This window comes from Paracoccus sigandri (assembly GCF_003709565.1).
GTDB classification, from domain to species: domain Bacteria; phylum Pseudomonadota; class Alphaproteobacteria; order Rhodobacterales; family Rhodobacteraceae; genus Paracoccus; species Paracoccus siganidrum.
Window position 1 is genome coordinate 1 of record NZ_QNRC01000111.1, and the last position, 678, is coordinate 678.

The window sequence follows — 678 nt, forward strand, 5'->3', positions numbered from 1 at the left end:
CTCGGCGCGGATCCGGCGCACCAGGCCCGCGGCGCGGGCAGCGATCGCGGCGCGCGCCGCCCCGTCCAGCCCGGCCTGCGCGACCAGCCCGGCCAGAAGCGCCGCTTCATCGGCGAATTTCGCCTGCGTGGAAAAGGGGGCGGGGTTGACAGGGGCCATGCCGATCTCCTTACTCGATGCGGCAGGTCTAGCAGATGTTTCCCAGGCGATGTGCCTGAAGATGGGCCGGATGCCAGGCGGAAGGAACAAAAACAGGGCGATTTTCAGGATGAAGCCGGAACTGGACGCGCAGGACCGCAGGATCCTGGCCGAACTGACCGAAAACGCCCGAATCCCGATCGCCGAGCTGGCCCGGCGGGTCGGGCTGTCGAAGACCCCGGTCGCGCAGCGCATCCGGCACCTCGAGGAGATCGGGTTGATCACCGGCTATCGCGCCATCCTGTCGCCCCTGAAGCTGGGCCTGACCCATGTCACCTATGTCGAGGTCAGCATGAGCGACACCCGCGAAGCCGCGCTGCAGCAGTTCAACGCCGCCATCCGCGCCATCCCCGAGGTCGAGGAATGCTACATGATCGCCGGCGGCTGCGACTACCTCATCAAGCTCCGCTCCCGCGACATGGCCCATTTCCGCCGCATCCTGGCCGAGAAGATCTCCACCCTCCCCCATGTCAGCAATAC

At 66.8% G+C, this 678-nt stretch carries 2 protein-coding genes; one reads left to right on the forward strand and one right to left on the reverse strand.

What is annotated here, in order from left to right; genetic code table 11:
- The coding region (locus C9E82_RS25500; RefSeq protein ID WP_183154147.1) for a hypothetical protein at positions 1–159 on the reverse strand (159 nt) is incomplete at its 3' end.
- A 109-nt stretch (positions 160–268) separates the two neighbouring features.
- Between C9E82_RS25500 and C9E82_RS23975 the strand changes: the two genes are divergently transcribed.
- Positions 269–678: Lrp/AsnC family transcriptional regulator (locus tag C9E82_RS23975; protein ID WP_147482388.1), on the forward strand; the 410-nt coding region annotated here is incomplete at its 3' end.